Below are 22,347 nucleotides of genomic sequence, written 5' to 3' on the forward strand. Positions count from 1 at the left end.
CTCTGATATCAACTGTGAGGTGCTATCCGTGCCTTTCAGCAGCTTCTCTACATAACGGGCTTGGCTATCCGTTAAGTTTTCTAACTCGGTTATCAGCTTTGTAAATTGTGCTGGGATCATGAGTAAACCCTCGTTAACTGTATCTACATACAGTATAGCAACAATTTACGGGAACATAGCCTTAAATTTTAGCAAATTCGTTATATAGTAATTCTGTCTGTACCAAAAATCATGCATAAATTTTGTATCCAATATAATATCGTGCTGTCAGTTTGCCAGAGATTCTTATAAACTCTTGGCAAATTTATCAATGTAAAGTGAGACAACATGAAACGCTGCGCCATTTTAACTATGGATAGTTTAGAAAATTTTGAAGCCTATGATGAATTATTGATTGAGCCTTTGGCCGAACTAGGTTGGCATACGGAAATGGTTTCTTGGCGAAAAACTGAGGTCAACTGGGGTGACTATCATGCTGTCATTGTCCGCTCGCCTTGGGACTATCAAGATGATGCCGACGCTTTTCTTGCGGTGTTAGCAAAAATTGAAAACTCCAGCGCGCACTTGGAAAACTCATTGGACATTATTCAGTGGAATATTGATAAAAGTTATTTAAAAGAGCTCGAACAAAAAGGCGTTAATATTGTTAAAACGCTATGGCAGGAACAGTTTGATTTCGACGCGGTGGCTGGCTATTTTGAGCATTTTAAGCAAGACCAAATTGTGTTAAAGCCTCGTATTAGTGCCAATGCCGATAATACCTTTTGGCTAACTAAAGACAATTTTTCATCTTATCAAGTAGAGCTTGAACAGGCTTTTGCCACCCGCAAATTCATGGTGCAGCCATTTATGGAAAGTGTCATTGTTGAAGGGGAATATTCATTATTTTTCTTTGATGGTGAGTACAGCCATGCAATTTTAAAAACGCCAAAAGCCGATGACTTTCGGGTGCAAGAAGAACACGGCGGTCGCCTAAAAACTGTTGAACCAGAACATGAATTAATCCGCCAAGCCAACATCGCCATGCAGGCACTTAACTCAATGCCACTATATGCGCGTGTTGATTTCGTTCGCGAAGGGGCAAGTTTTGCGTTGATGGAAGCTGAGCTGATTGAGCCGTCGTTGTATTTTAATATGGATCCCGATTCTGCAGAGCGCTTTGCCAAAGCATTTGATCAAAAAATGCATCGTTTGGCGATCTAGGTTAATTTCAAATATAGATTGACTGCTAAATTGGCGTTATATCGCCAACTAGTAGCTGGCTTTGTTAATTTATTCGTTTAGTACTTGCTGCGGTGACGACAGCACCCAGAGAGGGGGTTACGCGACTCCCTCTCTGGACTCTCCACGCGCTGCTTGAAAATATTTTTCTGTTTGTTAAATAAATTAATCGAGCTGACGTTCAGATTGCACTTCCCTGTGCTAACTGAACTTTGCTGGCTTTTCCAGCCAACAACAGCTGCAATTTATTTATCATCCAGATATTTTGCTAAGCAGATGTAAATTGATTATTTCGTATTTGACAACTTACGCTAGAAACCGATTGGTTTCATAATCGCGAAAGGCTTGTAACACTTCCTCTTGGGTATTCATGACAAAAGGTCCGCCTTTAGCGACTGGCTCTTTAAGCGGCTGCCCTGATATTAGTAAAAATCGACTATCAGTTGAGGCAGTTACCTGAGCGCTATCACCTGACGTTAAAATACCTAGCTGTTTTGCTTTTAATGTCCGCGCCTGACTTCCTATGGTAATTTCACCAGAAATCACATAAATAAAGCTGTTATCACTAGCGGGTAATTGTTGGTTAAACTGCTGCGCTGTTGGCAAGGTAATGTCCATATAAGTTGGCGAAACAAAGCTGTTTTTTACTGGCCCTTGTGTGCCCTTATCTGTGGTGCCTGACACCACGCGAATTACTTGGCCGTTGTCACCTTGTTCAACGGCAATATCGTTGGCTGGGAATTCCTGATAATTTGGCGCCATCATTTTATGGCTGGCGGGTAAGTTTACCCAAAGCTGAAAGCCCTGCATTAGGCCAGAAGTTTGTTCGGGCATTTCTGAATGAATAATGCCGCGACCCGCAGTCATCCACTGTACACCGTGCTTTTCAATAACTCCTTCATTACCGACACTATCTTGGTGGCGCATTTTCCCCGCCAGCATGTAGGTGACCGTTTCAAAGCCGCGATGCGGGTGCGGAGGAAAGCCGGCAATGTAATCGTCTGCGTTATTAGACTCAAAATAGTCGAGCATTAAAAAAGGGTCGAGGAAGTTAACTTCATGGCTGCCAATCAGGCGAGTTAACTTAACGCCGGCGCCATCTGAGGCCGGTTGACCAAGTGTAATATGACGTAATTCTTTGGTTTGATTCATGATAATGCCTTGCACTTTATGTTATTACTGCTAGTCACTAATACGTTACTTGCTAACATTTTGCTGACTAGTTTTTTAGCGAGTTGGTCGCTTGAACCATTTCGCTAGGTAGTGATAACCGTTGATTTAAGCATAGTGTATTGCTTGTTTGACTGATAACAAACCGCAAAACTGGCAATAGATTGTTTCCAAATTAGGTGTAATCTAAAGGCATTTAATGAATTTGTGCATTATCGAAAAAAGCCCACCGCTAATAGTACTAAGGGTGGGCAAAAGTGCGTCTTGGGTTAAGAGCGCTGTCAAAGTATGCAATTACATTGCATGTACATCGTTGGGAGATGTTCGGTTACTGTTATTTATTACTAATGGCCTAAAATTAAAATGCTACTTTAATGCTGGCGACAAAACTGCGACCTGCTTCAGCTAAATGTGCGAGTGAGTTGTCTTGCGCATGTCCTGCGGCATTGGCAAATTTCACATAGTCTTTATCAAGTAAATTTGTGACTGATAAGTTGAAGGTAACATCGTTGGTGATATCAACATTCACTAACCAATCTACCGAGCCGTAACCGGCAATTTTTGCTTCTCCTTCATTTACTTTTGTCATGCGATCAGCCCAGTTAACAATGAGTTCGGTGTTAAAACGCTCACCCGCATAACTTAAGCCCGCAATACCTGATAATGGCGAAATACTGCGAATATAGTCATTGGTTTGGTCATCTTTGCCATCTTGGTAACTCGCATTAGCGAACAATGAAATTTGATTATTTAAATAATACGTTGCGCCAATTTCAGCGCCTTTGATGGTGACTGAATCAAGGTTTTGGTATTGAAACGTATCGTGTTGATAATCAAAGTTGCCATCACTGTCCAATACGGTTTCACTGCTGATAAGTTGGGTTGCCAGAAAGTTTTTGTATTCGTTGTAAAATACTGCGGCATTGACTGTGAAGTCACCGACATGGCCGCGCAAACCTAATTCGACACTATCACTTTCTTCCGGCTTTAAATCATCACTAGGGACAATTTCGTAAAGGTAAGTCGAGGTCGCCTGATTGTAGTGCTCGATATAGGCCAAATCGTAAGCGGGCACTTTAAAACCTTGGCCATATTGGGCAAAGACATTGAACATCTCGTTAACTTTGTATAACGCGCCAATGTTGAACGAGGTATGGTTTTCATCAAACTTTTTAAACGCACTGCCGTCGGTTTTTAATGCGCCGTTAGGATCCATTTCATAGATATCGAAACGCATACCTGGGGTAACAATTAATTGGCCTGCCAATAAGCTAATTTCATCATTGATAAATAGCCCAGATCTAAAAGTATCGGTACGCGGGAATTTATCGGTTTCTTGTGGGTATCCAGGCTTGGCAATGCCTTCAACTTCATAAAGTTTAAATTCGTGGCGTTTAGACGTCGATTTTTCAATATCAAGACCATAGCCAATTGTGTGCATTTCATTGAGTTTTAATGACGCGCTCGATAAAAAGCCAATGGTTTCTTGTTTGTAGCTTGAATTTTTGAACATGTCGCGCAGTTCAACAACACCAAACATCGGGGCATTAATATCAAGTAAGGCATATTCCTTATCAACTTGCTCGTTAGTGTTCGAGTAAATACTTAGGTTGATTTGGTCGTAAAAACCAGCACTGCTTTCACCGTGATAGCGCAGTTTATAAGAATCGGTATTTTTCTTAGTTAGCGAATTTTCTTCACTGATGTTATAACCATAGGCGGCTAAACTTCTAAAATAAGCAAGTAAGCCATCGGCGCTGTCGCCTTTCGTTTCTTGTTGCCATAAATCTACTGTTAGCGTTACGTGATCAGTGTCATTAAGCTGGTATTTACCTTTATAAAGCAAACTGTGAGAATCAATGTCAAAAGGTTGCTCACTTTCCTGATAATTTTGCTGCTCTTCACCGTTACGAATACTGGCGTTAAATAAGTGATCAAAATCACCAGAGGTAACAGCTAAGGTGCCACCTAGATTATATTGATGATCAATATCGCTGTAGCCAAGCTTTACTGTGCCACCTAAGCTTTCGCCATCGGTTAAGTAGTCTTTGGCATCTTTGGTGGTAAAAACAATAATGCCGCCTAAGGCATCAGAGCCATAAAGTGATGAAGCAGCGCCTTTTGCTACTTCTACTTGTTTTAAGGTGTCGGTATCAATAAAGCCTCGACCAACAATATCGTTTAAGCCATTGGCACCATAGCCTTCGTTCATGCGCATGCCGTCTTTTACAATCAGTACACGATCGCCACCCATGCCGCGAACATTGAAGTTTTGTGCTTGGCCAACTTTACCGGTTACTTGCACACTAGGGTCGTATTTAAACAACTGATTCATATCGCTGATCACTTGTTTTTCAATGTCTTCCTGACCTAAGACAGAAATACTACCGGCAACATCTTTTAACGCTTTTTCACTGCGTGAACCACTGATTACAATCACTTCTAAATCTTGGGCAACCGCTTCAGGTGCGACATCAAACTCATCAGCGAATACAAACGGTGTGGTTAACGCGGCAGCAACCGCACAAGCTAGCACCTTAGGTGTTGGCTTAAACATAACTTCAATTTTCCTATAACTAGTGCTTATGCATTAGTGACCATGTCCTCATGAACTATTGGCATAAGCGCGGCAAATAAAAAGATACCGCAAGGCATTAACTTGACCTGGTAAGGGGGATTACCAGTGAAAAGGAGCTTAAGCTTTTCACGCAAATTAAACAGCTGCCTATTGGTATCTGTCGGCTTCAATCGTCCAAGATTGCTCTTGGTTTTTTCTAATCGTTTTTTAGCATACACAAGAAAAACCAAAAGTAAACACAAATAAGAACAATTATCATTTGAATTTATGGTTTGGCTGTTATAAAGTTTGGCACCATCAAAATAGGTAATTTGAATCCTCGCTAGGAACACTGATCAGAAACCCTTGCAGGAATAAGAGGTAAATACACAACAATGAATATCCAACTAATTGAAACGTTAATGGCCGATGTCTCGACCTTATTAATGGCGCCCGTGCTGTTAATCATCGTGGCACTATTAATTTATTCACTTTATGCCGTTGGCCGCTTTGTCTCGCAGTGGCTGGTCAGAAAACGCAATGCCTTAAATTATGTTCAGCAGGTTAAAACGCAACAAGGGCAGTGGCTGGCGGGTTATCCCATTCATAATTATTTTGTTGCCAACCCAAATGCGAGCGAAGATGAACTGGAAGTATTTGCCTTGAAGCAGTTGGAAACGTTACGCGTGGTCACGCGTATTGCGCCGATGCTGGGGCTTATCGCTACGATGATCCCGATGGGGCCGGCATTACAAGCGTTGGCAGATGGCAATATTCAAGGAATTAGTGAGAACTTAATTATCGCGTTTGCCGCTGTTATTTGGGGCTTAGTGATAGCGTCAATTACCTTTTGGCCGGCATCAGTTAGAAAGCGCTGGTGTGCCAATGAGCTGATTAATGTCCGCAAAATTAGAGGTCAGGCATAGTGCGCTTTTTAGATGATGATGAAGAGTTAAACCCGATTGTCAGCGCGGTAAATTTAGTGGATGTATTTCTGGTCATTATTGCCGCGCTGCTAATAGCGCTGGCACAAAATCCGTTATCAGTTTTTTCTAGCGATGATGTCACTGTGGTTAAAAATGCCGGTAAACCGAATATGGAAGTGATCGTGAAAAAGGGTAAAGAAATTAAACAATATAAAGCGACTGGCGATATTGGTTCAGGTGAAGGTTTGCGCGCTGGTGTCGCCTATAAAATGGCAGATGGCAGTTTTGTTTATGTGCCCGAAGGCGATGACGCCTCAGGTGAAAGCGCAGGAGGGCAATAATGATGAAAAAATTTATCATTAATTTTGTTGCCTTATTAAGCGTGTGGTTAGTCATGCAACCGGCAGCACTTGCCTTTGTTGCTAATGATAATAAACCCAAAGTGCTGCTGATGATGTCATCACATACATCAAAACCAAAAGGTGATTTGCTGCTGACCTTAGCTAAAAATCAGCCGTTTGAGTTAATCAATTACTCGACTAAGGGTAAGTCTGACCAAGAGGTTGATGCTGATTGGCGTCAAGCATCACTGATTTTGTTAGATGGTATCAACCCGGCGCTATCAAAATTTATGTTTGCTAAATATCAAAGCAAATTATCGGCTTACCCTAATGTGCCTGTGATTTCATTGGGTGATTTAACCAATGATGCGATGAATCAAGGCTTAAGCGTAGAGCAACAGGCATTGATTGGTGAATATTACAATAATGCCGGTCGAGATAATTATCATAACTTGATGAAATATTTGTCGAATCAGGTATTTAAGCTATCACCTGAAATGGCCTCATCCCCCCAAAAAGTACCTAATGTTGGTTTATATCATCCGAACTTTACGGTGAATGGTGTAAATGCCCAGATCACAGACGATGAAGCGGCATTTTTTCAATTTTTAGCGCCTACTATCAACCAGCCAGTGATTGCCATTGGTATTCACCGTAGCGTGGTTGATTATGAGCAGCAGCAAATTGTTGATGAAGTCATTACCAAACTCGAAGCAAAAGGCGCTAAAGCTTATGGTTTTTATTTTGAAGGTGATGGTGAAGGTAATGATGAAGCGCTAAATTATACTGATCTATTGATGACTGAATCAGGTAATACTCGCGCTAACCTCATCATCAATTATCGCTCATTGCATTATGTTGAAAAACGTCGAGGTGAATTTGAAAAATTAGGCATTCCGGTCATTCATGCGCTTAATTACACTGACGGCGATATTAGCGACTTTGAAGCGGATAATGCTGGCGTATCACCGGGGTTAACGCCATTTTTCTTAGTGATGCCAGAAGACACCGGCAGTGCCGATCCAACCATTATTGCTGCGAATCATCAAGGTGAAAAAATCAGTATTCCTTATCAACTTGATGCCTTAGTTGAGCGTGCTTATAACCATGCACGCTTAGCTCATACCAACAATAGCGATAAAAAAATTGCGACCTTTATCTGGAATTATCCGCCAGGTGAAAAAAATATCGGTGCCGCCTTCTTAGATGTGCCGTCTTCAATTGAGCAAATTGCTCGCGCAATGAAAGCGCAAGGTTACAATATTAATGTCAAAGCGGCCGATTATTTAATTGAATCTGCCGGTAAATTGCTGCGCCCTTATTATCGTGGTGAAGATGCCGAAGCGCTAATTGCCGAAGACTTAGCGGCTTATTTACCACTAGCGACATACCTTAACTGGTTTAATGCCTTACCGAATGAAGTTAAACAGCCGATTATTGAGCGCTGGGGCAGACCTGAAGAAAGTGGCATGTTGCGCAATGCGATGATAAAAGGTGAACAAGTATCTGCGTTTGTTATCCCACGAATGAACTTAGGCAATATGATTGTGTTGCCGCAAGGCGTGCGCGGTGAATCGGAAAAAGAACATGCCTCGCTCTATCACAGTACAAAAACGCCGATTAATCACAGCTATTTAGCGATTTATTTATTTGCGAGGGAAACGTTTGGCGCCAATGCTTTTATTCATTTGGGTACTCACGGTAGTCAGGAATGGTTAACTGGTAAAGAGCGCGGTTTATCAGTGTATGATGCGCCAAACCTAGCGATTGGTAATATTCCGGTTTTCTATCCTTATATCATCGACAATGTTGGTGAGGCGATGCAGGCTAAGCGTCGTGGTCGTGCAACTATGATCAGTCATTTAACCCCAGGTTTTGCAAAAGCTGGCCTTTATACGGAAGTGGCTGAGCTTAATGAAAAAATTGCCAATTATTTAATGTTGGAAGCAGGGCAAACTAAAGCCAATACTCAAGCTGAAATTATTAGTTCAGCAACAGCGTTAAATATGTTGAAAGATTTATCAATGGATGAAGCGACACTTAAGGCGGATTTTGATAATCAGGTGATCAAAATTCAGGATCATTTAACAGCACTAGCACAAATGAGTCAGCCACTTGGCGTACATACGTTTGGCAAACTTCCTAAAGACGCTCATCTTTATACTACTATGTTGCAAATGCTAGGTGAGGACTTTACTGCTCGCGCCGCTGACTATGAACAAGCCAACGGTTTAACGCTGGCAGAAACTGAGCAATACGATCAGCGCAATGTTCGTAATTTGGCAGCACTTGAAGGTTACCAACTGCTCGAGATTTTTACTAATACCCCTGAAAAATTAGCCGGTGTAAGTGAGCAACTCAACGCTGATCTTAATTTAGCAAAAGAGTATTGGGATAATTTTCAAGGTATTGCCGAAATCACTAATTTACTGGCAGCACTTGAGGGCAAATATATTCCCGTCAGCTATGGTGGTGACCCCATTCGCAACCCCAACGCCGCGCCCACTGGTCGTAACTTAATTGGCTTTAATCCAGCAAAAGTACCATCAAAGGAAGCGTATGATGCTGGTGTGACTTTGATGAATCAAACCATTGATGCTTATGTGCAAAAGCATGGTCGCTACCCAGAAAAGCTCGCGTTTTCATTGTGGTCACTGGAAACCATGCGCCACCACGGCGCGTTAGAAGCGCAAATTCTCCATGCCTTAGGGTTAAAGCCGAAATGGAATCGTCAGGGCAATGTGATTGATACCGAAGTTATCCCGATGAGCGAGTTAAGTCGCCCACGGATAGATGTGGTGATTTCCGCGACCGGTTTATACCGTGACGCCTTTCCTAATGTCATGTTGTGGCTGGCAAAAGCCATTGATAAAGTGGCGAAAATGAAAGAAGACAATAACTTTGTTTATCGTCATGCTAATGCCTTAAAAACTGAGTTATTAAGCCAAGGGCAATCGCCAGATGATGCCGATTACTTATCATCAATTCGGATATTTTCTAATGAAACCGGTAACTATGGTACTGGCTTAGCGGGCAGCGCGTTAGCTTCGGGGACGTGGGAAACCGATGATAAAATGGCGAATTTGTACTTAAAACGTATGGGTTATGCTTACGGGCATGATGAAAAGCGTTGGTCTGAGCAAGTGGGCGATGTTTTTGGTGAGGGGCAAGGTCTATATAATAAAGTGCTTTCTGGTACCGACGGCGTGGTATTTTCACGTTCAACGAATCTTTATGCGCTAATGACCAATGACGATCCATTCCAGTATTTTGGTGGCATCGGGCTTGCGGTTAGGCATTTAGACGGTAAAACACCTGAAATGTACGTTAGTAATTTACGTAAAAAAGATCAGTTAAAAACTCAAACGCTTGATGAATTTGTTAATCAGGAAATGCGCAGCCGCTATTTTCACCCTCGTTGGATAAAAGCGATGCAAGATTCTGGTTATGCTGGCGCTACTGCCATTTTAGATCGCATGAACAATATGTGGGGCTGGGAAGTAATGACTCCAGAAGCAATCCGCGATGATCAGTGGCAGGAATTCTTTGAGGTTTATGTTGAAGATAAATACCAACTGGATATGCGCGAGTTTTTTGAACAGGCAAACCCTGAGAGTTTGGCGCAAATTATTGAACGGATGTTAGAAGCGGTGCGCAAAGGCTATTGGCAAACTGATGAGCAGACCATCAAAAAAATGGTGGGAACCTATACCGAATTAGCGGCAACCTTTGACGTTGCAACCGATAACGATAAGTTCAATGAGTATATGGACGCAGCCGCTGCAGGTTATGGTTTAACACCACTTTCTCAAGCTTTGGCTAAGGCGCTAGCACAACCAACACCGCCAAACCCACAGCAAAATCAACAAGCTGATCAGCAAACACAACAAGTTAGTGGCCAAAAGTTAGAACAACAAGCGCAATCAGAACCCATTGAAACTGACTACAGCGCTTTGTATTGGTTATTGCTGATTATGCTGTCTGGTGGTGTTCACCAGTGGTTTGAGCGAAAACCGAAATCTCTGCAAACGATCGATAGCCAAGAACAGCCGTTCGCAAAAGCAGCCTAGCTTAAGTCGCTAAACTTAACCTACTGCGTAGTTTAGGATGCGTTAAAGCGGCAGAGTTAAACTTTAACAACCTAATAAAGCATGCATTTATTCACAAGTGCATGCTTTTTTTGTGTTTTTGACACGAATACATAATTTGTTACACTCTAAGAGCGTTAGCAATGGATGGCTATGCTCAGGCTTGTTTGAGAAAAATTAGCTGCCGATTGCTACTACTTATTTCTATAAAAATCCAAGGATAAGGAGATCATTACAATGTTTAAGCTGCAGTTTAAAACTATATGCTTATTGCTCTCACTATTAGTTATTACCTCACCTTCGTCATTTGCCAATAAATGGGAACAATTATTCGAATTTCCTAAATATCAGGAAGTAAAAATATCACCTAATGGCAAGCATTTAGCGGTTGCTATGGATATGGATGGTCAGCGCGCTTTAGCTTTTTTAGAGCGCAAAACCATGAAGTATATTGGCGGGGCAAAATTACCGGGACAAAACGAGGTTGGCGAATTTTATTGGGCGAATAATGAGCGCGTTGTCGTTAAGGTTTATCAAAGAGAGCCATGGCGTAAAAATCCAGCTTATTATGGTGAACTTTTCGCGGTAAATATTGATGGTTCAATGGGGGAAATGATTTATGGCTATCGTTCATTCGATAAAATCACCGCAAGCTCTGGTGGCAGTAAATTTAAGAAAAAGGAGCGAATATTAGGCTGGGCCGAAATTATAGATTTATTACCTGAAGACGAAGATCATATATTGATCAGCTCAACACCTTGGGATATTCAAGGTGATCGACTGGCATCTGTCTATCAATTAAACATTTACAACGGCAAAATTAAGAATAAGCGTATTGCCGGTTCACCCATTCCTTATGCGCGATTTTTAACGAACAACGATCATGAAATTAAAGTTGTGGTTGGCATTGATAAACAAGCAAAAGGGCAAGTATTTGTTCGCGAAAATAGTGAATGGCGACAAATTCCAGCCTCAACCATCGGTGATGATTTTACGCCACTGACATTTGATAATTCTGGCGACTACCTTTATGCACTTGATAATGCCGAACGCAACTTTACAGGTTTATATAAAATCAATTTAACTACTGGTGAAAAACAGCATATTTTTACCGATAAAATTGTTGATATTTCGGGTGTTGAATATAGCTCTGATTTTAATAGTATTTATGCTTTAAGGGTAGATGACGGCTACCCAGAATACATTATTATCGATCAAGAACACTTTGAAGCAGCTATTTTTAGAAATCTAGTGGCGGCCTTTCCCAATAAAAAAGTTAATATCACTAGCCATAGTCGTGACGGGCAATATTTTATCGTCATGGTGTCATCTGATGTCGAAGCTGGAAAATTTTATCTATTTGATGCAAAGAACAATCAACTTTCATCGCTGTTTAGTTACTACCCCAAAGTTAAACCTTCAGAATTTGCTACGACTCAACCAATTAGTTTTCAAGCTTCTGATGGCCTAACTATTACCGGTTACTTCACGCAAGCTAAAGCTGCAGATGCTAGTGAAATTGCGCCATTAGTATTACTGGTTCATGGCGGTCCTCATTCACGAGATTACTGGCATTTTTCACCAGAAGTACAATATTTGGCGCTAAATGGCTATTCAGTTTTACAAGTTAATTTTCGTGGTTCAGAAGGGTTTGGTAAGTCATTTGAGCAGGCAGGTTACCAAAACTGGGGCACAAAAATTCAACAGGATATTTATGAAGCATACCAGTGGGCTGTTGCTCAAGGCAAAGCACGTTCAGGAAATGCTTGTATTATGGGAAGTAGTTTTGGTGCCTACTCTGCCATCAGCAGTATTACGCAGTATCAAGCAGCCTACAAGTGTGCGGTTGCTAATGCCGGAATTTATGACTTACCACTAATGTTTGAAGAAGGAGATGTACCTGTTGTTGCTTACGGTGAAGCGTATTTAACCAAAACCTTAGGTACCGATGAAGTTAAGCTAAAGTCTATGTCACCTATTTATCATGCTAAGCAGATTTCAGCCGCTATTTTGCTTGCTCATGGCGAGCAAGATCGTCGCGCGCCGTTTGAACATGTTGAACGGCTCAAAGATGCGTTAGATGCAGCGAACAAGCCTTATGAGTGGTTTTCTGTAGCTAATGAAAGTCATGGCTTCTTTTTACCTGAAAATCAACAAGCTTATATGCAGAAAGTACTGCAGTTTTTAGATAAACACTTAATGAAGGATTCAGCACCTCAAAAAGCGCCCTAGCTTGTTTAACTTGACATTCATGGAGATAAACGAAAATCTAGATGCAATTGATTTTATAATAACTCGTCACTTGTGATGCTTAAGCTGGTAAGTCATAAGTAGGCGAGTTGTTAGCAAAAGAGGTTACATGGATTTACGTTCGTTTGTACTTTGCAACGCCGTTGGCGATGAAGTGTGTATTTCTAATTACGGTGCTCGACTACTGCAATGGCATACCGATGTCGGCATAGAAAGTCGGAATATTATTCTTGGTTATGCCAACCTAAGTGATTACCTAAACGATAGTTTTTACCACGGTGCCTTAGTTGGCCCATTTGCTAACCGCATTGCTAATGCAGAGTTTGCCATTGACGATAAACATTACCCATTACAGGCAAACGAAGGTAAGCATCATTTACATGGTGGCAAAGACAGTATTAGCAATATGCACTGGCAGTTGGTGGCCCAAGAAGCGCAAGTGTTAACGCTTAAATGTGAGCTCAGTGACGGCTTCAATGGCTACCCAGGAGCAATGAAATTTTGGGTAACGTATCATTTAAATAACGACAGTTCATTAGATATTGATATTAAAGTTACCACGCAAAAAACAACCATTGTTGGGCCGACAACTCACCCTTATTTCAATTTGGCAGGTGTTGATAATGATGCACAAGGCCATACCCTACAAATCTTTGCTGATAGTTATACTCCAGTTGATGAAGAGATGATCCCAACAGGGGAAATATTGCCCGTTGACGGTACGCGTTTTGATTATCGCCAGCCAAGAAAGTTAGACATTAACAATGTCAAAGACCAGTTAGATCACAATTTTGTCGTAACCCGGCCAGTGGAAGAAGCACAAGCGGTGTTAATTAGCCCTGATAAACAGTTGCAACTGCATGTCACTAGTGAATACCCAGCTTTGCAAGTGTATACCGGTAAACATTTAGGCGGTAAGTTTGTGCCGTCATCGGGTATTTGCTTAGAGCCGCAGTTTTATCCGAATAGCCCGAATGTCGATAACTTTCCGTTTTATCTAACGACACCGGAAGATCCGTTTAAGGTGCATATTAGCTATCGTTTAGTGAAAATGGATGGCAGACCAAGTGTTGAATAACAGTGGGGGATAAAACTGCAGGTTAATTCGCGGGCTGATAAACCCTAATGGTATTTTTCCCTTCGCTTTTAGCTTGATACAGCGCGTTGTCAGTGTGACTAAACCAAGTTTGTTCATTGTCGTCAGTCGTTAACTGCGCGATACCGATACTGCAACTTACTGTGCTAGGCAACTGTTGGCTGGCATTATGTAAATTTTGTTGGAAACGTTTAGCTAAATACATCGCCTCATCGATAGTCGTCTCCGGACAAATAATGACAAATTCTTCACCACCCCAACGAGCAATAAAATCAGTATTCCTTGCACTTTTTTGTAATTGGCTACCAAGCTCAATAAGTACTTGATCGCCGGTTTGATGGCCAAAGTCGTCGTTAAATTTTTTAAAGTCATCAATATCAAATAAAATCATGCAGCAGTTGGTGTGATATCGGTGAAAATTATTGATGCACTCAATTGTTTTTTCTGTGAAATAGTGGCGGTTATAGAGCTTAGTTAAAGGATCTTTTACTGCCATTTCTTCAAGTTGTTGATTTTTATTTTCCAATATTAATTTCAATTGTTGTAAGTCACTATTCTTCGTAGCCAATATTTTACGCTGTTTTAAGGTGTAATAATGGCGAATAGATAGCCCCATAATGACAGCTAAAAACAAACAGGAAACTTGCCAAGCCAAGGTATAATTTTGTTGAGATATTAATTTAACCGGCTCTAATAGTTGAAATGCAGTGCGATGTTGGTCATCGGTTAGTGAAGCAATCGCCTGATTGATATCGGGAATTAAGTCGCTAAATTGGTGGGTAAGACCAATGCGTAGTTGATCTTTGACTTCAGCTACGCCAACTATGCGTAGGTTGGTCAAGTCTTGTGCATGAATTAGAAAGTTTGCCCCGTAAAAAGAGCTAATAAACAGTTCAACTTCTTGGTTATTTACCATGCTTAACGCTTCTAGCTCAGAATTTACTGTCACTAATTTAAAATTCGGATAATGCGTGGATAAATAACTCTCTAAACGATAGCCTTTAACTACAGCTATTCGCTCATTATCAACACTTGATAAACTGCCAATTAATTGATGGCTTTGATGAGCAAATATAACGTTTGGCGCATAGAAGTAAGGATCGGAAAAACTGATCGACTTAGCTCGCTGTTCTGAGTAGTTCAATAGTGGTGTTAAGTCGCAGTCGCCAGTTTCTAACGCTTCAAGTGAAGCTTTCCAACTTGGAGTACTTATTAGGGTTAGTTCTAGGTTAGCGTGCTTAGCAATTTGCTTTAAATAATAAGCTGAAATACCGGCGTGTTTACCGTCAACCAAATATTCATAAGGTTCCCAACTAGGATCAATACAATATCGTAGCGCCTTAGTTTCCGCTTGAACGTTAGCGCTAAACGCTTGTAATAAAATCGCTGAAATTATTGTGATAAATATAGTACGCAAATGAGCACATCCAATAATGCTTAACGCCATACCACAAACTTGACGATTTTATTTTCTATGTAAGTTATTTTCCAAGTTAGCGATAAACATTAGTTAAAGCAAGCGAATATCGGTAGAAGTTAAATGAATGAAATAGCTGTTGTTTGTTATTTTACTGATACTCAATGAGTGGAAAACTTTGATGAACGTTGCGTTGCTACGTAGCAGCGCTTTAATAATTAGTTTCGTTTGAATAAACAGTAAATATATGGTCTTTCTTCGCCAAATGGGTTGATAAAGTTATAGTGTTGTTGGCTAATTAAACTAAATTCGCTGCCTATGCGCTCGCTTAATTCTGCTGATGAATAACGATGGACAGCTAAGCCAGCACATTTTTCAGCACCATTTGCTGCAAACTCAGCCAACATGACATAGCCACCGCGTTTAACCATAGCGCTTAAATTATCGAAATAACCAGCAATAGCTTGTTCTGTTAGCAAAAAATGCAATACCGCGCGATCAATCCAAATATCCACTTGCGGCGGCTGAGGAATTGGCTGACTAATGTCATGATGCAAATAGCGTATTGCCGAAGACTGGTTCAACTTGGGCTGCTGCACTAGGGTCTCTCGTAATGACTTAAGTGCTGCTTCACTTATATCGTTTAATATTAATTGGCAACCTAGTTCGTTAAGGTGTTCAATCAGCAATGTTTTACCTGCACCTGGAATAAAAATTTGGCTGCCTTGTCCAATTTTGGCAGGCGCTAAAAACCTTAATGTTTGCTCAACATCGGCCTCATACCAGCCAAGTTGCTGATCAGTTTTTTGCTGGTAAATCGTATCCCAGTGGGTTGCTAACTCAGTCATAATAAATAGAAGATATAAAGCAATTCGCTGATAAATTTAGCGTTAAACGGTGTTATTGGCTAGTTTAATTATTTTCAAGCATTTGCTTACTTATTCACTAATACTTGTGGGATAACATCATGTCGTTCAAACCAGTCGTTGGCTGATGCTTGATGTTGACCACTAGCTTCATCATAGTGAATGGTTAATTGATCACCTTCAGCTATTTCGGTTAATGCGACAAAGCTCAATGTTTTTTGTTCGGTGCAAGCTTCATAGCGCAAGTTTGGCTGGTTGGCATGATTGTAAATACTGCCGTAGCCTAATACTAAAGCGCTCACTGGCGCGGTATTGGTAAGATGTCCCCAATTAAATACTCGATCTTTTATTTCAATGGGAAATTGTTGGTATTGACCGGAAAGTAAAATAACTGGCGCCACCTCCACAACTTGCCCTTTGGTAAAGTTTTGCCTAGCAAAAACGCCACGGCCAATCGAAGACGATACTTGTTTTATATATACTTTCGGGGTTTTTATCATTTTTAGTTTCCCGTATTCTGTAGCACTTTAACCATAGCATAGGTTAAATTAGGCTCAATTATAAATGGTCAGCGGCAACGTTTATCATTAAAACAGTGTTAAGGTCGTAAGTTACCCCTTAGTGTTTAATCTTTTTGTTGAGGTTTAATAGTTTAGGCTTTGGTTAACGCGTAATTAAACTATCGGAAAGTAAGTCACTATAACTTATAACAAAGTAAGTTCTATTTACCTTAAAATCGATTTTCTAAGGAGTTTTTTATGTCAGATAAGTCAAATCAATCAGCGTATGAGCCACCGAAAAAGTGGATATGGGACAGTGAAAGTGGTGGTAAGTTTGCCAATATTAACCGCCCGATATCAGGAGCAACTCACGATAAAGAGTTGCCAGTCGGTAAGCACCCACTTCAACTGTATTCTTTAGCGACTCCAAATGGCGTAAAAGTGACCATAATGCTAGAGGAGTTACTCGCGGCGGGCTTTAGTGGCGCAGAATATGATGCGTTTATTATTGATATTATGCAGGGCGATCAGTTTAGCTCGGGGTTTGTTGGTGTTAATCCAAATTCAAAAATTCCGGCGTTAGTTGATCAATCGGATGTTAATAACCCTATTCCGGTATTTGAGTCTGGTGCGATTTTACTTTATCTAGCCGAAAAATTTGCCACCTTTATGCCAGTCGAAGCTAAAATGAGAGCTAAGTGCTTCTCTTGGCTAATGTGGCAAATGGGTAGCGCGCCTTATCTTGGTGGGGGATTTGGTCATTTTTACGCTTATGCACCTGAAAAATTTGAGTATCCAATAAATCGTTTTACCATGGAAATAAAACGCCAACTTGATGTATTGGATAAACATTTAGCCGAGCATAAATATTTGTGCGGTGAAGAATATACTATTGCAGATATGGCAATTTGGCCTTGGTATGGTGAGCTAGTCTTAGGTGCTTTATATAATGCTGCTGAATTTCTCGATGTTAGTTCATATCAACATCTGACAAGCTGGGCACGAAAAATTGCTAAGCGTCCAGCCGTTAAGCGCGGCCGCATGGTTAATCGAGCCTGGGGTGAGTTAAATGAGCAACTACATGAGCGCCATGATGCCAGTGATTTTGAATTAAAAACGCAGGACAAACTGTCGAACGTTGATTAGTGATACGAGTTTCAAAAGCTCAAATCCTTATGTTTTATCAGTTAAAATCCCGCTATTATTGAGTAATGGCAATGGAAAGCAGACTAGGCAGTAAATGAAAAAAGTACTTGTTGTCGCGATTTATATATTTGTCGCTAATTTGGCTACGCATGGTTTTTTTGAAAAAGCATGGGCACAAGAAAATACCCTAGAAATTGCCGTAAACTTAGGTAAGCCATGGGCATATTATGATGACGAACAAGGCGTTACTGGCATTGATGTTGAAACCATTCGTGCGGTATTTGGCCAATTAGGCTACCAAACCAATTTTCAGTTATTAGGGTATAACCGGCTTATCCATGAGTTCAATGCTGGAAAGTTTGATATGGTAAGTCCCGCGGCATTTCAATCAGATACCGCGACATACACTCAGAAATATTTACCGTTCAAAGATATTGCGATTTCGCTAGCTCAGGAAAATTTAGTGGTTAATTCACTGGCGGATTTAAAAAACCGACGGATAGTCGCTTATGAGCATGCCAAATTTGTTTTAGGCGATGACTTTAAAAACGCGGTTAAACATTCGCAATATATCGAAATGGCGCAACGAGAAATTCAAGTTAAGTTATTAATGAATAACCGTACAGATTTGGTTATTGGCGAGCAGCGCTTGTTAACCTACATAGCCCATGAACTTGATGCCAATTTAACGCTGAATCTTCACCCTATTTTTCCACAAGCAAATTATGGTGCCGCTTTGCACGATAAGGCACTGGCAAAGGCTTTTGATCAAGAACTTAGCCGTTTTATCGCAGCAGGGCAGTTTCAACAGCTATTAGATAAATGGCAAGTGCTGCCAAAAGCGGGTCATTAATTTAGCCCTAGTTGTTTAGCTTAATTTATACAGCTGCTTTCGATATGCTGGCATAACAGACGGCCAGTCAAATCGCGTTGCTTTAGCATTCTCCACTAATTTTGCCCAACGCTCTGGTTGATGGAGAAAGCAATTAATTGCTTGTTCTACGGTATCGATCAGCGCCTGTCCTTGGTGGAGTGGATTATCTCCGTTAAAACAAAAGCCAGTTTCACCGTGGCTAATGGTATCATTTAAGCCACCAATTTTATGGACAATACATGGCTGACCTGCGCGCAAAGCTAGTAACTGGCTAATACCACATGGTTCGAATGAGCTGGGCATTAAAAACATATCCCCTAGCGCAAATGCCGATTCTGACAACGCATTGTCATAACCATTTAAAAATAAGCCATTATCATGCTCGCTGATAATTTGATGTATTTGCTGTTCTAAATGTTTTTCACCTGAGCCTAAAATAATCAGACGGCTGTTTGAATAAGCCAGTAAATTTAACAGATGTGAAAGTACGGTTTTTCCCGCGATATCTACCAACAAAATCGCAACTTTTTGTGAAGTTATTCGGCCAACGCTAGTAATTATAGGGCCGTTACAAGGTGTTTTTTGCCACTGATAAATACGTTCACTGGCAGTAAAATGGCTAGATGCTTGGTGCGGACTTTGGCTACTCCAACGCGCTAATGCCTGTTCAGCAGAATCAAAAAATAGCTTTAATAGTTGTTCGGGATCGGCTTTTGAGGCTAATGGAGTTTCTGAATATTCACAGCCATTTAAAATGCCAAACAACCTGTGCTGTTCTTGGACGCGAAATAAGTCGGCTTCGAGTCCTTCACCACCAATAAAACCTTGTGTCGGATCAGACGGTAATAAAATTTCTTGAGCATAGGTTGGGGAAACAGCATGGACTGCATCAACTAGGTTGATTGCGGCACGCGTGGGGTTAACGCAATTGGTATAGCGCGGATCAATCACCGCTGGTTGGGCAAGGTTATATTGTGGAAACCAATGGTTTAGTGATGATTCATCATCGGCAATCGGCCGAATACCTTGTAATGATAAATTGTGAATAGTGTAGACCGTCCGTTTTTGCTGCAAGCATTCAAATTCAGGGGCAAATGCACGTAATATCGCAACCCAAGCGCTGTGCCAGTCATGAAGGTGAATTATATCGATTCGGCTATGCCATTGGTTAGCTAGTAGATGACAAACGGCTAACGAAAATAAAGCAAATTTGCTGGCATCACTGGCAAATGGTCTATTGGGACCATCGTCAAAGTAAATATTCCCAACCCCACCGTTACTAAAAATAGGATGTTCTAATACCCATTGATTTATCTGACCTTGGCAAAATGATGGCGCTGGTATTTGAATTTGATAGAGCTCGATAACCTGCGGCTGACCGCAAAAGTGTATGGTAAAATTTAATACCTGCTGTGCATTTGGATGCTTGGCATGCATGCCATAGCTGGGAGTAATAACATCAATAGTGGTGTTATTATCACTGAGGTAGTGGGGAACATCTCGAATAACATCGCCTATTCCCCCGACTTTACCATTGGGTAATGCGTCATTTTCTGCCGCGGCAAAAAGTATATTTACCATAAATTATTTGTGAATCTCTTAATCAGCACTCGCTTCTTCTATTGCTTCTCGGGTGACAGTCTTCGCTAAATATTCAGCAATCATATCACGAGTCACTAACACTACACCTGAATCCGTTACCCTAAAACCATTCGCTTTATCTTGCTCATGATCAACCCCAATAGATAAACCAGAAGGAATTTCAACACTGCGATCAATAATGGCTTTTTTGATGGTAGCACCGCGATTAACTATTGCGCCAGGTAAAATCACCGCTTCGTCAATATAACAATAAGAGTGAATTCTAACTTTAGAAAACAGCATACTGCGTTTTACCGTGGAGCCCGAAACAATACAACCGCCAGCAACGCAGGAGTCTATAGCAATACCTCGTCGGCTTTCCATATCAAAAACAAACTTAGCTGGTGCGGTTTGTTCTTGGTAGGTCCATATCGGCCATTGTTCGTCATAAACATCAAGCTTGGGTTCTGGCTCAATCAATTCGATATTAGCTTTCCAGAAGGAGTCTAAAGTACCAACATCACGCCAGTAGGCCTCTCGATCTTTACTCGGATCACAGAATGGGTAGGCAAATACCCGGTGTTTTTCGATGATGCGAGGAATGACATCATGGCCAAAGTCATTGCTACTGCCTTCGACATTCGATTCTATTTCTAATTGTTCAAATAAAAAGTCGGTATTAAACACATAGTTGCCCATAGACGCTAATGTCATTCCTGGCTTGCCGGGAACTTCTGAAGGCTGGGCTGGCTTTTCATCGAATCGACAAACGCGCATATTGTCATCAACCGTCATTACGCCAAATTGGTCCGCCGCTTCTTCCACAGGCACTTCTATGCAACATACCGTCATATCGGCTTTACTTTCGACATGCTTGGCAAGTAATGCACCATAGTCCATACGATAAACATGATCGCCAGATAAAATCATTACGTACTTAGGCAGTTCGTGGCGAATAATATCCATATTTTGATATACAGCATCTGCAGTGCCTAAATACCAATCTTCACCATGACGTTGAGAGGCTGGGAGTATTTCAACTGACTCGCCGAGTTCTTTTTTGAAGTGTCCCCAAGCGCGATTGACATGGCGAATTAATGAGTGAGATTTATATTGGGTGGCAATACCAACGCGACGAATACCAGAGTTAATACAGTTTGAAAGGGGGAAGTCGATGATACGAAATTTACCACCAAAAAATGTTGCCGGTTTGGCCCGCCAATCGGTTAATTCGTATAGCCGTGAACCTCGGCCGCCTGCCAAGATCAGAGCATAAGTATCACGAGTTAAATTACTAATGTAACGGTTGGCATAATTGGGCATAGTTCCTCCAAAAAGAGATCTAGTCTGTTACTTCAGGAAGTAAATACTGCCAACTTCCAATCGACAAATTAAAAAGTGATAAAACTCAGTCTATTAAACGTTATTGACATGACAGAATAATGAACTGCCCAAAACCTGTGCAGCAATCATTTAGTTTGCACTACAACAGCACAAAAACTGTAGTTTACGGATAAAGTTACTGATTTTATTGGTTAAAGCATAATACATTCCTAAATTTCCAACAGAATGTAGAAAACTCACATCACTAACTATAGGTGGTTTTTTAACAGAGTGGGAAGCTAAGTGGCAATGGATTTATTGTTTGAGATTCTCTGCTAGTGTTTGTCTTAAACGGTTGATGAAATTTAACTAGGGGCTGTTGATCTTTGCTGTTGATCTTTGCTGTTCATTTTTGCAGCTGACTGTTTGGTATTTAGACAAGGTAGAGCCTTCGTAGTGTAGTTATTCTCCTCAAGTAAGGCAATAACGTAGTATAAATGCCAAACAGGCGCTGCCCGAAGGGTTCAATTGAGCGCGCTTTGCTCATTGTTGCTCGGTTTTCACATAGAACAACTATGTGAGGAACCTAGCGCCGCGATCAAAACATGCTCAATATGAACAAAATTTGTACCTCAAAGATCAACAGCCCCTAAATAATGCTTACAACAGTTGAACTAGCAATAATTCTGGATTAGCTATGACACAGTCACAATATTGGTAATTGGTAGTGTCACTGTTATGTTAAATATGAAAAGTGTTAAATAGGAAAAAGTGTTAGATAGAAAAACGTTTAACTAACGGCTTTAAGCTGTTACTTCATTATAAATGTTATGTCGACGCATGGTTCAAACTGCTTGAATAGCAGGGATTTTGTAATGAATTACACTTAAGTTGGGTATAGTAGTATCACCTATTGTTTAAACCATATAATTTGTTCAAGTTTTAATTGCGTTATATCAAGGGTCAAATGATTAAATTTAATCAATATTTT

15 protein-coding genes and 1 pseudogene are annotated in these 22,347 nt (G+C 40.9%); 8 read left to right on the forward strand and 8 right to left on the reverse strand.

The annotated features are described in order from the left end of the window. Nucleotides 1-120: pseudogene (locus ACOB82_RS01900) on the reverse strand (IS1595 family transposase); the annotation flags it as partial. A gap of 207 nt (nt 121-327) precedes the next feature. Here ACOB82_RS01900 and ACOB82_RS01905 point away from each other — a divergent pair. After that, complete coding sequence (locus ACOB82_RS01905) at nt 328-1,203, forward strand: ATP-grasp domain-containing protein (protein ID WP_448211248.1); 876 nt, start codon at nt 328-330, stop codon at nt 1,201-1,203. 324 nt (nt 1,204-1,527) lie between these two features. Here ACOB82_RS01905 and ACOB82_RS01910 read toward each other — a convergent pair whose 3' ends face one another. Next, nucleotides 1,528-2,373 carry a pirin family protein gene (locus ACOB82_RS01910; RefSeq protein WP_448211249.1) on the reverse strand — a complete coding sequence of 282 codons (846 nt, stop codon included), beginning with the start codon at nt 2,371-2,373 and terminating at the stop codon, nt 1,528-1,530. A gap of 376 nt (nt 2,374-2,749) precedes the next feature. Then, nucleotides 2,750-4,948 carry a TonB-dependent hemoglobin/transferrin/lactoferrin family receptor gene (locus tag ACOB82_RS01915; RefSeq protein WP_448211250.1) on the reverse strand — a complete coding sequence of 733 codons (2,199 nt, stop codon included), beginning with the start codon at nt 4,946-4,948 and terminating at the stop codon, nt 2,750-2,752. Between the two features lie 395 nt (nt 4,949-5,343). Here ACOB82_RS01915 and ACOB82_RS01920 point away from each other — a divergent pair, with 395 nt between their 5' ends. The 5 genes from ACOB82_RS01920 to ACOB82_RS01940 all read left to right on the forward strand — a co-directional run bounded on the left by ACOB82_RS01920 (nt 5,344) and on the right by ACOB82_RS01940 (nt 13,631). After that, nucleotides 5,344-5,874, forward strand: coding sequence for a MotA/TolQ/ExbB proton channel family protein (locus tag ACOB82_RS01920; RefSeq protein ID WP_448211251.1), 531 nt, complete (start codon nt 5,344-5,346; stop codon nt 5,872-5,874). Continuing rightward, nucleotides 5,874-6,215, forward strand: coding sequence for a DUF2149 domain-containing protein (locus ACOB82_RS01925; protein WP_448211252.1), 342 nt, complete (start codon nt 5,874-5,876; stop codon nt 6,213-6,215). The genes ACOB82_RS01920 and ACOB82_RS01925 overlap by 1 nt, the downstream gene beginning before the upstream one ends. Further along, entirely contained in the window at nt 6,215-10,285 is a 4,071-nt protein-coding gene (gene cobN, locus ACOB82_RS01930) for a cobaltochelatase subunit CobN (RefSeq protein ID WP_448211253.1), read from the forward strand. The genes ACOB82_RS01925 and cobN overlap by 1 nt, the downstream gene beginning before the upstream one ends. A 255-nt stretch (nt 10,286-10,540) precedes the next feature. Next, on the forward strand, nt 10,541-12,535 hold the full coding sequence (locus ACOB82_RS01935; RefSeq protein WP_448211254.1) for an alpha/beta hydrolase family protein: 1,995 nt from the start codon (nt 10,541-10,543) through the stop codon (nt 12,533-12,535). Between the two features lie 127 nt (nt 12,536-12,662). Continuing rightward, nucleotides 12,663-13,631 carry an aldose epimerase family protein gene (locus tag ACOB82_RS01940; RefSeq protein ID WP_448211255.1) on the forward strand — a complete coding sequence of 323 codons (969 nt, stop codon included), beginning with the start codon at nt 12,663-12,665 and terminating at the stop codon, nt 13,629-13,631. A 22-nt stretch (nt 13,632-13,653) separates the two neighbouring features. Here the strand turns inward: ACOB82_RS01940 and ACOB82_RS01945 are convergent, their stop codons facing one another. The 3 genes from ACOB82_RS01945 to ACOB82_RS01955 all read right to left on the reverse strand — a co-directional run bounded on the left by ACOB82_RS01945 (nt 13,654) and on the right by ACOB82_RS01955 (nt 16,432). Next, on the reverse strand, nt 13,654-15,096 hold the full coding sequence (locus ACOB82_RS01945) for a transporter substrate-binding domain-containing diguanylate cyclase (RefSeq protein WP_448211256.1): 1,443 nt from the start codon (nt 15,094-15,096) through the stop codon (nt 13,654-13,656). Between the two features lie 188 nt (nt 15,097-15,284). Then, a complete protein-coding gene (locus tag ACOB82_RS01950; protein WP_448211257.1) occupies nt 15,285-15,914 on the reverse strand; it encodes a class I SAM-dependent methyltransferase in 630 nt (209 codons plus the stop codon). Between the two features lie 86 nt (nt 15,915-16,000). Beyond that, a complete protein-coding gene (locus tag ACOB82_RS01955; RefSeq protein ID WP_448211258.1) occupies nt 16,001-16,432 on the reverse strand; it encodes an SET domain-containing protein-lysine N-methyltransferase in 432 nt (143 codons plus the stop codon). 258 nt (nt 16,433-16,690) lie between these two features. Between ACOB82_RS01955 and yghU the strand changes: the two genes are divergently transcribed. Both yghU and ACOB82_RS01965 read left to right on the forward strand, forming a co-directional pair. Next, nucleotides 16,691-17,578 (forward strand): glutathione-dependent disulfide-bond oxidoreductase, encoded by an 888-nt coding sequence (gene yghU / locus ACOB82_RS01960; RefSeq protein WP_448211259.1) that lies wholly within the window; start codon nt 16,691-16,693, stop codon nt 17,576-17,578. Nucleotides 17,579-17,672: 94 nt separating this feature from the next. Continuing rightward, nucleotides 17,673-18,431, forward strand: coding sequence for a substrate-binding periplasmic protein (locus tag ACOB82_RS01965; protein WP_448211260.1), 759 nt, complete (start codon nt 17,673-17,675; stop codon nt 18,429-18,431). 15 nt (nt 18,432-18,446) lie between these two features. On the opposite strand, the gene ACOB82_RS01970 is transcribed toward ACOB82_RS01965, so the two are convergent. Beyond that, on the reverse strand, nt 18,447-20,033 hold the full coding sequence (locus ACOB82_RS01970) for a glycogen synthase (RefSeq protein WP_448211261.1): 1,587 nt from the start codon (nt 20,031-20,033) through the stop codon (nt 18,447-18,449). 18 nt (nt 20,034-20,051) lie between these two features. Next, nucleotides 20,052-21,356, reverse strand: a complete 1,305-nt coding sequence (glgC, locus tag ACOB82_RS01975; protein ID WP_448211262.1) for a glucose-1-phosphate adenylyltransferase — start codon at nt 21,354-21,356, stop codon at nt 20,052-20,054. Between the last annotated feature and the right edge of the window lie 991 nt (nt 21,357-22,347).

This window comes from Colwellia sp. MEBiC06753 (assembly GCF_053470325.1).

What these genes read in the sequence shown, in the direction of transcription:
- glgC (WP_448211262.1), bottom strand. Translation starts at nt 21,356, where the DNA reads ATGCCCAATTATGCCAACCGTTACATTAGTAATTTAACTCGTGATACT.
- yghU (WP_448211259.1), top strand. Translation starts at nt 16,691, where the DNA reads ATGTCAGATAAGTCAAATCAATCAGCGTATGAGCCACCGAAAAAGTGG.
- ACOB82_RS01970 (WP_448211261.1), bottom strand. Translation starts at nt 20,033, where the DNA reads ATGGTAAATATACTTTTTGCCGCGGCAGAAAATGACGCATTACCCAAT.
- ACOB82_RS01905 (WP_448211248.1), top strand. Translation starts at nt 328, where the DNA reads ATGAAACGCTGCGCCATTTTAACTATGGATAGTTTAGAAAATTTTGAA.
- ACOB82_RS01955 (WP_448211258.1), bottom strand. Translation starts at nt 16,432, where the DNA reads ATGATAAAAACCCCGAAAGTATATATAAAACAAGTATCGTCTTCGATT.
- ACOB82_RS01950 (WP_448211257.1), bottom strand. Translation starts at nt 15,914, where the DNA reads ATGACTGAGTTAGCAACCCACTGGGATACGATTTACCAGCAAAAAACT.
- ACOB82_RS01935 (WP_448211254.1), top strand. Translation starts at nt 10,541, where the DNA reads ATGTTTAAGCTGCAGTTTAAAACTATATGCTTATTGCTCTCACTATTA.
- cobN (WP_448211253.1), top strand. Translation starts at nt 6,215, where the DNA reads ATGATGAAAAAATTTATCATTAATTTTGTTGCCTTATTAAGCGTGTGG.
- ACOB82_RS01910 (WP_448211249.1), bottom strand. Translation starts at nt 2,373, where the DNA reads ATGAATCAAACCAAAGAATTACGTCATATTACACTTGGTCAACCGGCC.
- ACOB82_RS01940 (WP_448211255.1), top strand. Translation starts at nt 12,663, where the DNA reads ATGGATTTACGTTCGTTTGTACTTTGCAACGCCGTTGGCGATGAAGTG.
- ACOB82_RS01920 (WP_448211251.1), top strand. Translation starts at nt 5,344, where the DNA reads ATGAATATCCAACTAATTGAAACGTTAATGGCCGATGTCTCGACCTTA.
- ACOB82_RS01945 (WP_448211256.1), bottom strand. Translation starts at nt 15,096, where the DNA reads ATGGCGTTAAGCATTATTGGATGTGCTCATTTGCGTACTATATTTATC.
- ACOB82_RS01915 (WP_448211250.1), bottom strand. Translation starts at nt 4,948, where the DNA reads ATGTTTAAGCCAACACCTAAGGTGCTAGCTTGTGCGGTTGCTGCCGCG.
- ACOB82_RS01965 (WP_448211260.1), top strand. Translation starts at nt 17,673, where the DNA reads ATGAAAAAAGTACTTGTTGTCGCGATTTATATATTTGTCGCTAATTTG.